This window comes from Desulfobacula sp., from assembly GCF_030611305.1.
Lineage (GTDB): Bacteria > Desulfobacterota > Desulfobacteria > Desulfobacterales > Desulfobacteraceae > Desulfobacula.
In genome coordinates this window covers 69,255-78,218 of sequence record NZ_JAUWQB010000003.1, presented here as the reverse complement: position 1 = coordinate 78,218, position 8,964 = coordinate 69,255, and the positions used below count along the sequence as shown (strand labels likewise).

8 protein-coding genes are annotated in these 8,964 nt (G+C 39.1%); 1 reads left to right on the top strand and 7 read right to left on the bottom strand.

Going from position 1 to position 8,964, the window contains the following annotated elements; all coding sequences use genetic code 11:
* Positions 1-443: 443 nt before the first annotated feature.
* A complete protein-coding gene (locus tag QAI40_RS01195) occupies positions 444-1,763 on the top strand; it encodes an ATP-binding protein (RefSeq protein WP_299976342.1) in 1,320 nt (439 codons plus the stop codon).
* Between the two features lie 24 nt (positions 1,764-1,787).
* Here the strand turns inward: QAI40_RS01195 and QAI40_RS01190 are convergent, their stop codons facing one another.
* From QAI40_RS01190 to lpxC, 7 genes are read right to left on the bottom strand one after another with little or no spacing between them, the layout of a single operon-like run.
* Entirely contained in the window at positions 1,788-2,678 is an 891-nt protein-coding gene (locus QAI40_RS01190) for a selenium metabolism-associated LysR family transcriptional regulator (RefSeq protein WP_299976339.1), read from the bottom strand.
* Between the two features lie 9 nt (positions 2,679-2,687).
* Positions 2,688-3,188: a pantetheine-phosphate adenylyltransferase gene (gene coaD / locus QAI40_RS01185; RefSeq protein ID WP_299976337.1), complete on the bottom strand. Its 501-nt coding sequence runs from the start codon at positions 3,186-3,188 to the stop codon at positions 2,688-2,690.
* A 15-nt stretch (positions 3,189-3,203) separates the two neighbouring features.
* Positions 3,204-3,746, bottom strand: coding sequence for a 16S rRNA (guanine(966)-N(2))-methyltransferase RsmD (gene rsmD, locus QAI40_RS01180; protein ID WP_299976334.1), 543 nt, complete (start codon positions 3,744-3,746; stop codon positions 3,204-3,206).
* Entirely contained in the window at positions 3,743-5,098 is a 1,356-nt protein-coding gene (locus QAI40_RS01175; RefSeq protein ID WP_299976332.1) for a sigma-54-dependent transcriptional regulator, read from the bottom strand. Before QAI40_RS01175 ends, rsmD begins: the two co-directional genes overlap by 4 nt.
* Before the next feature lie 29 nt (positions 5,099-5,127).
* Positions 5,128-7,338 carry a sensor histidine kinase gene (locus QAI40_RS01170; RefSeq protein ID WP_299976330.1) on the bottom strand — a complete coding sequence of 737 codons (2,211 nt, stop codon included), beginning with the start codon at positions 7,336-7,338 and terminating at the stop codon, positions 5,128-5,130.
* 36 nt (positions 7,339-7,374) lie between these two features.
* Positions 7,375-7,962: a DUF4390 domain-containing protein gene (locus QAI40_RS01165; RefSeq protein WP_299976327.1), complete on the bottom strand. Its 588-nt coding sequence runs from the start codon at positions 7,960-7,962 to the stop codon at positions 7,375-7,377.
* A 16-nt stretch (positions 7,963-7,978) separates the two neighbouring features.
* Positions 7,979-8,848 carry a UDP-3-O-acyl-N-acetylglucosamine deacetylase gene (lpxC, locus tag QAI40_RS01160; protein ID WP_299976324.1) on the bottom strand — a complete coding sequence of 290 codons (870 nt, stop codon included), beginning with the start codon at positions 8,846-8,848 and terminating at the stop codon, positions 7,979-7,981.
* Positions 8,849-8,964: the final 116 nt, after the last annotated feature.

Sequence of the window (8,964 nt, the reverse complement as noted above, 5' to 3'; positions counted from 1 at the left end):
TTTCTTTTTTTCATAGTGAAGCTCCTTATAAAATTCAACTGCTTAATTGCAGATTGATCATCAAAAATACCACTATTTTAGATGGTACATTTTATTTATGGGGAGCTTCACCCTTTTGAGGATAAATTATTCTGTTTTCAGTTTAAATTATATGAAAAAAATGAAACTATTTACCCCAGAATAATTGAGCCATGAATCTGTGTGAGATAGTTTGAAAAGCTCTCACAAATTCATAACATCAATTATTCTGAAAGGTACCAGACAGATTCAAGCTGGATAGCCCGATACGATGTCCCGTATAATTTTATGATACTGGTATTTCCGATAAATGGTTTGTTCACTATTTTTTTTAATTTTTATTTTGCGGTGACGGGAATAGTCTGTGTGGTGATAAAAATAAATATTCTCTTGCTTATTGTTCGTAGAATAGATATATTTTTCGCATGACTTATATTTTCAGAAACATTGAGCCTGAGTTGTATGGATTTGTCAAATCTTCAGATGAACACAAAGACGTGCTCTTGGTAGAAGGAGCACGTCAGGTTGGGAAGACTACTGTAGTTGAGCATGTGATCAGCCGGTTCCCGGATAGAACAACCATCATTAATCTGGAAAAGGATCGTCTTTTCAGGTTGAAAATTGATGAGTGTAAGCAGTTTTCAGAGTTCGAGGACTTACTGCGAATATCTTTTGGTTTTGACCCTACAGCAGGAGGCATTCTCTTTATTGACGAATCCCAGGAAAGTATGGTTCTTGGCCGGTTTGTTCGTTTTATGAAGGAATCCTGGCCACGCACAACCACAATTCTGTCAGGATCGACTCTGGCAAGGCTGTTTCGCAAAGATGTTCGTTATCCGGTTGGCCGGGTGAAGAGACTTATGGTGTCTCCATTTTCTTTTTGTGAGTTTTTGCGGGCTGGAAAAAATGATTTTCTGGTTGAAAAACTTAATACTCCCTCTCAAATATCAACAATAGTTCATAAAGAGCTTATTTTAAACCTGGATAAATATTTAGAGGTTGGCGGCTTGCCGGCAGTTGTTATGGAATATTTTCTGGACCGGGATTTCAGGCAACTTCGCAGTGGGGTTATTGCAGACTATGAACAAGATTTTATCCGTTTGTTTGGTGAAGATGATCTAAGTATTGTCAAGGGTTGCTTCAGAAGTGTGGCAAATTATGTAGGTTCTCCTTCGAAAAACAGCAGTGTCATACCCTCGCCAACAACACCAGTACACCATAAAATCAATCAAGTTTTTACCCGGCTCGAACAGTGGAAACTGATATTGTGTTCAGAACAACGTGGGGTATCACCAGAACACAGTCACCGTTATCTGCCCAAGCGATATCTGTTTGACACAGGGATATTAAGGCATTATCGGGAGGCGGCAATCCCGTCAATTAGCCTCATCGATTCAATAAACCCTGACTTAAGAAAACCTCTGGGTGGTATAGCCGAAAATCAGGTGGCAATAGAGCTTGCCCGGAAAACTTCAGGCTTGCACGGCTGGAAAAAGTCCCCTTCCGGGATGGAAATTGATTTTATCTTGCAGCGTGGAGATGACATTGTACCCATTGAATGTAAAACTGCAACCCGTATAAAAAAAACACATCTGAAAGGCATTCTTTCCTATCTGAGAATGTATGATCAGAAAAAAGGGGTAGTGGTCAGCCTTTCACCGTATGAGCATATTGACTATGATGGGGGATTTGAAGTTGTCAATATTCCGTTATATATGGCTGAAAGTATATGGGACCTGGTATGATTATGAGTTTTGCTTCTTTTTGATTTAAAGGGCAAGCCTGGCAAATTCAATGAATTTTTTACAAATCGGAGACAAGGTTCTTTTTTTTGACAGGGTCAGATAAAAAAAACGGTTAAGGTCGAGGCCTTTTACGGACAATGCTTTTAAGCGCCCTTTGTCGATATCATCCCGGACTGCGATGGTTGAAAGGATGGATATCCCGACATTATTTAGAATGCCTTGAATGACAGAGACCGTGTTCCCCATAGTGATACTGGCATTAATTTTCTTTGAGTCAAACCCAGCGGTTTGCATACTTTTAAGGATGGATTGCCATGTTCCCGATCCTTTTTCCCTTGCAATAAATTTTTCTTCAAAGAGCTTTGAGCAGTCAATAAATGTTTTTTTTGCCCATTTGTGATTTGAAGGAACAATCAGTTTCATTTCATCTGCAACCAGTTTTTCCTGCTTGATCTGGGGGTCATCAATGTTTGCACCGACAATGCCGAGCTCTATTTTCCCTTTTTTGATCTCCTGGACAATTTGCAGGGTGTCGCCTGCCGTCAATTCAATTGAAATATCAGGAAATTGTTTTGAAAAAGGTCCGATGAGCCTGGGGATGATGTATCCGGAAGGAATGGTGCTGCCACCAATAAAAAGTTCCCCTTTGGTTCTTCCCAGAAAATCGTGCAGGGCAGATTCTGCCTGGTCTCTAAGGGCTAAGAGCTTTTTTGAATATTGATATAGAATTTTACCTGCTTTTGTGGGTTCTGTAATTTTTCCAAGCCGGTCTAAAAGGCGGCATTGGAAATAGTCTTCAAGCTCTTTGATGTGATTGCTCACTGTGGGTTGGGAAAGGTTAATGGCTCCGGCTGCCCTTGAAAAGCTTTTATTTTCAACAACAGCTACAAATATATAAAGCTGCCATAAATCCATTTTTTTCCTCTATTGCTTTATTCTAGGGTATTTTTCTATCAGTTTTAGTTCGACTGCTTCCGGGACCATACCACTGATATCCCCGCCAAACTGTGCCGCTTCCTTAATAATGGAAGAACTGGTGAAAATCCATCTGAACCCGGTCATTAAAAATATAGATTGTACTTCCTTGTTCAGTTTTCTGTTCATCAATGCCATCTGGAACTCACTTTCAAAATCAGAGAGGGCCCTCATCCCTCTAATAATGGCTATGGCATTTTTCATTCTTGCATAATCCACAAGAAGTCCGCCAAAAGAATCTACTAAGACGGTTTTTCTGCCGTTAAAGCTTTGTTTTATCATGTCCACCCGTTCTTCCATGGTAAACAATGCTTTTTTGGAAGGATTATGCAGCACTGCGATAATAACCTCGTCAAAAATATCCAGGGCCCGTTCAATAATATCAATATGTCCGTTTGTTAAGGGATCAAAAGAGCCGGGGTAGATTGCTGTCTTTTTTTTATCTGTCATTGATGAGCCATCCTTTTAAATTTTGTTAATAAAGGAAATGATTGTTTTTGAATATTTTTTTTGTCTGTAAATGTCAAGGGTTGAAAGTCCAAGTTGAAGGCTTTCTGTGAAAGATTGTTCGGCAATGATGATACTGTTTTCATCCAGCAGATCTGTAAATGATTCTTTTTCAAGGGTTACTTCAATATACCCTTTTCTATACGGCGGATCAATGAATACAAGATCAAAGCGCTGTCCATTGAGGCTTTCGGGTATGGGGGCCTTCACAATATCACAAGAGATGACGGTGGCTTTTTTTTCAAATCGGCAAAGTTCAAGGTTTTGATGGATGATATTGCAGGCAAGATCAATAAATGTGGTATGGCGGGCACCCCGGCTTAGAGCCTCTATGCCCAAAGCACCTGTCCCTGCAAAAAGATCAAGCACGTTGGCCTTCCTGACCTTTTGTCCTATGATGCTAAAAATAGCCTCTCTGCTACGATCAGATGTAGGGCGGATTTGATGACCTTGAATTCTAACAAGTTTTCTGCCTCTACAACTGCCGCTGATCACTCTCATGAAGTTTGTGAAATGCTTTTTTTAATGTATTTTACAGAAATGCCAAGCTTTTTAGCCACAGATTTCAAGTCCCCCTCTTCCTCGGCAATTTTTTGATTAATAAATTGTTTTTCAAACTGCTTTTTAGCCAGGATTAGATTGTCTTCATAAAGGGAAAGATCTTTTTCTATCAACTGGATCGGTTTATATTCCGGATTATAGGGTTGGGGGATATCCGCCACATCAATATGGTCTGACTCAACCATGATTGAAAGTCTTTCCAGAAGGTTTTTCAACTCCCTGACATTGCCCTGCCATTCGCAAGTCACTAGAAGGTTAAGGGCATGTTCAGATATGGTTTTCTTTTTTTCTGAAGACTGTTTGGATAATTTTTCAAGAAAAGTGTCCACGAGCAATGGTATGTCTTTCTTTCTATCCCTTAACGGCGGTACATGAATGGGTATCACGTTAAGCCTGAAATAAAGATCTTTCCTGAAATTGCCGGTCTCAATCTCTTTTTCAAGATTTTTATTTGATGAAGCAATAAGACGGACATCCATATGAAGGGTTCTTCCTCCGCCGATTCTTTGGAATGTCTTCGATTCAAGAGCTCTTAAGATTTTTGCCTGGGTATTGATATTCATATCCCCGATTTCATCAAGAAAAAGTGTTCCCCCCGAGGCCAGTTCAAATTTGCCTTTGTTTTTTGATGTGGCCTTTTCAAAAGCACCTTTTTCATGGCCAAAGAGTTCACTGTCAAGATTCTCTTCGGGGATGGCTGCGCAATTGATAATGATAAAGGGCTGTTCGGGTCTCAAGCTGAATTGATGGATGGTTCTGGCAACCATTTCTTTTCCTGTACCGTTTTCTCCTGTAATCAGGATAGAGGCATTTGAAGGGGCTGCGTTTGTGATTTGTCCATATAGTTTTTGAACGGCAGAACTGGTCCCGGTAATGGAATTTTTTTCGATACTCTTTTTCCGCAGGTATATGTTTTCTTCTTCAAGTTTTCTAAAGTTCAGCGCATTGTTGATGGTGACCATGACTTTGTCGATGGATAATGGCTTTTCAAGGAAATCGTAAGCGCCTGATTTTGTTGCCTCAACCGCAGATTCAATGGTTCCATGGCCTGTAATCATCACAACAGGAAGACTGGGTGTTATTTTTTTAATTTCTTTTAAGGTTTCAATCCCATCCATTCCAGGCATCCATATATCAAGCAGGACAATGTCAGGGGATTCAACCTCAATTTTTTTTAATGCTTCATACCCGTTAAAGGCATGCATGACTTCAAATCCGTCGTCTGAAAGAATTCCTTTAAGAGATTCTATGATGGTTATCTCATCATCAACAATTAACACTGCCGGATACATACTTCTTTCTCCTGTAATACGTTTAAGTATTAAGCCGGAAGCTCAATAATGAATTTTGCACCTTCAGGCTTGTTATCCTGAACCCTTATTACACCATTATGATCGGAAATGATAGAGTGGACAATGGCAAGGCCAAGTCCCATACCCGATTTTTTGGTGGAAAAGTAAGGTTCAAATAACTTGGTTTTTTCTCTATCTGATATTCCTTTGCCGTTATCCGCTATTTCAATCCTCACAATTTTTAAAATCTCATCATAGGAGATATCAATCAGGATCGTCCCTTTTTTATTTACCGCATAAACAGCATTCTCAACCAGGTTGATAAATGCCTGTTTCATATGCTGCTGATCCAGTTTTAGCACTGGAATATTTTTAGCAAAACTGGATTTGATATCAACATTTTCAAGGCCTTCCTTGTACAATGCAATGGTTTCAAGAATAATATTTTCAATTCTGCATTGGGCAACGTTTGCATCCGGGAATTTTGCAAATGCGGCAAACTGGTTGACAAGGTTTCTGATCAGGTCCACATGTTCCACAATAGTATCTGTGCAATTGGTAAAAATTTTGTCATTAATCTGGTCGCCATACTTGCGCTTTAGCCGTTGAGCTGATAATTTTATCGGCGTTAAGGGATTTTTCACCTCATGGGCAATTCTCCTGGCAACCTCTCTCCATGCAGCGACTCGCTGGGCTTTTTCAAGTTCGGTGACATCATCAAAGACCAGCACGGCACCTACGTTTTTATCCTGGTCATTTTTTAATGTATTAAAATTTAAGAAAAAGTGTTTGGGGTTTCCTGAAACCGTTGCGGAAAGTGGAATTTTAAGAGTCTCCTGTCCCTGGGCTACCTGGTTATAAATTTTATTGGCAATCTGTAAATAATCATCTTCTAAAACATCTTTGAAATTCTGGTTTAAAATATTACGACTGTTAATATCCAGCATGGATTCGGCAGCCTTGTTGATGGTCATTATGGTTCCCTTATTATCAATGGAGATCACCCCGGCAGAAATATTTTTTAACACAATTTCAATGTATTGGCGGCTTTTTTCAAGTTCGGCGTTCCGTTGTTTGAGCATATCTCCGGAAAGCGCAATCTGTTCCCTTCCTGTGGCAAGTTCTTTGGTCATGGAATTAAAGGACTTGATAAGAGTCCCGATTTCATCGTCCGTCTGAAAGTCAATTTGATAGTTTAAATCTCCATCAGCGACACGTTGCGTTCCTTCTGCAAATTTCATTAGGGGGATTGTAATGGATTTTGCCATCTGAAACCCAAACCAGATAGCACAGAAAATAACGAGAAGAGCAACAATAGAAAGCGCAATATAATACGCTATCTGCGCAGGTTTTTTCGCCATTTTGAGCTGCTGATACTCTTCCACTCCCTTTAAAATGGCCTGTAGGTTCTGGGACAGTTCCGGTGATACCAGGGTGGTGATAACAATAAATGCTCTGGCTTTTTTAGGGTCAGTTCCAAAGGGAATGGCTGTAATTGTCCTTAAAAATTCACCTTCTTTGATATTTTGTGAAATTGTGTGGCTCTGCCTTCCTTCAGGGATGCCGGTTAAATCATTACTGGTCAGAAGGCCGAAATGAAGGTTTTCCAGTTCATTTGCCAGTGACAGGCTGACACGTTTGACGTCAGGTGTATAAATTTCAACCGCATGTCGGTTAAATGCCCGTTGTATGACCTGGGTATATCGGTTCAGTTTTTTCTCATTCTCTTTGTCCAAAAGCTTTCGGGAGTCAATTTGAAAGGCAGCTCTTTTGGCAAAGAATTCATTTTTTTCTTCAATATATTCATAAAGTTTTTGGCCGACAGCTAATGAGCTGTTCAGGGTTTGTTCAACTGGTGCATTAAACCAGAAGGCAATGCTTGTGGAAATAAAATGAATTGAGAAAAAGAAAAGAACCGTTGTCGGCAAAAGAGCAAGTACAATAAATGCAGTGACTAGTCGGGTTTTGAGTTTGGACCCTAAAATATTATTCTTTTTTTCATAGTACAGCTTTGCAAGATTTCTAAAGACCAGTAAAAGCAATGCAAGCAACAGCAATAAATTAGTGTTTATCAGGATAAACATTAATACCGTGCTGGATAAGGGAAAATTACTGCCGAAATTAGTGATCCGGGTTTCAATAAATGTCAGGACCCCGACCGTAATCAGGATAATGAGAATTAAAATGCCTTCTCTTTTTTTTCTAGACCGTTCGTTTTTTGAGTGTTTTGATTCAGCCATATGTTTAATTTCAGGCAAGATTTGTCAATATGAACGCTAATAGGTAAAATTAATTAAATACCAGTTTGTTTCAAAATTCCAAAAAGAGACAAAAAAGAAAACAGTGTGAAGAGATAAGGGTAAGGTGACTTTATCAAGCTCGGCCTTGATTCTGAGTTGGTATTTATCTCCTTTAACAAGTTGATTCAATGGTATGATTGTTAAATTGTCCATTTCAGTCATCAAGGATTTTGCCTCTTCAAATGACGGTGTGATAATTGCGTTTTCATTTTTCCAGGATCGCAAAACAGAGAATTCTTTTTTCAGGGAATTATATTTTAGTGTGGATTTAATCTGGATGTCGGATATTTTTTTGTCAAACCATGAGTTACCCGTTTTATATAGAGTAATATAAAACGCAAAAGTGGTTGGAATACCATTAAGGACAGCCTGGTTTATTTTTGGGGTAAATGCCTGTCTTACATCAAAATATGTTAAGAGATCATCTCTTGTGTTCGCAAGTTTTATATTTTTTATAACAGCAGTCTCTTTTGCAAATGCAATAGAGGGCAATAAAAGGCAGAGCACAACACTCATTGACATAAACAGTGTAATAGCCGTTCTATGGAAGGAAGGTCGTATCATTGTATAAAAGTACTATTTAAATTTTTGCCGGTCCTGTTTCCCAGGCATCTTTGTTTTCTAAAAATGTTTTAATGAATAAATGATTCAGGGTATGTCCTGATTTGTGGGTAACGATATGCCCCTGAATTGGCATGCCAAGCAGGGAGAAATCTCCAAGACTGTCTAAGAGTTTATGTCTGACAAATTCGTCAGGGTACCTTAGCCCTTCTTCATTTAAAATTCTATCTTTATCAATAATGATGGCATTGTCAAGGCTTCCGCCCTTCCCAAGACCGAATTTTTTTAAAAGTTCCAAATCCTGGACAAATCCGAATGTTCTGGCATGGCTGATTTCTTTCTCAAAATTGTTTTTGGCCCGGTCAAACGTGATTTCCTGTTTTCCGATCAAAGGGTGGGCAAAATCAATCCGGCAGGTAATTTTAAAACAGGGTTCCGGATACACAACAACGGATTTATCATTATCGGTTACTTTAATTGGTTTTTTAACGATAAAAAAATGTTTTGGAGCAGCTTGCTTTACAATACCTGCTTTTTCAATGAGTTGCGTAAATATTTTTGCACTTCCATCCGTAATGGGTATTTCATAATCATCGACTTCCACCAAGGCGTTATCGATCCCTAATCCCGCGAAAGTGGCCATTAAATGTTCAATTGTTGAAACAATGGCCCCGTTGGTTCCCAGTACCGTTGCAAGGCTGGTATCAACGACTATTTTAAAAAGCGCCAGGATATCCTGAGTGCCCGGCAGATCAAGCCGCCTGAATTTTATACCATGGTTTTCCGGCGCAGGTTTTATTGTCAAATGTGTCTGTTTTCCGGAATGAACGCCTGTCCCTGAAACAGAGACGCTTTGTGAGAGGGTTTTTTGTAAAAAATATTTGGTCATAAATTATTAGTTTATTTTTATTGCCAATTTAAAATTTGCTTAAAATTTAGTTTGCTATATATATCTGGTTTTAATACACAAAGCAAATGAGAAATTTCTTTGGTTCGTCCTTGTTT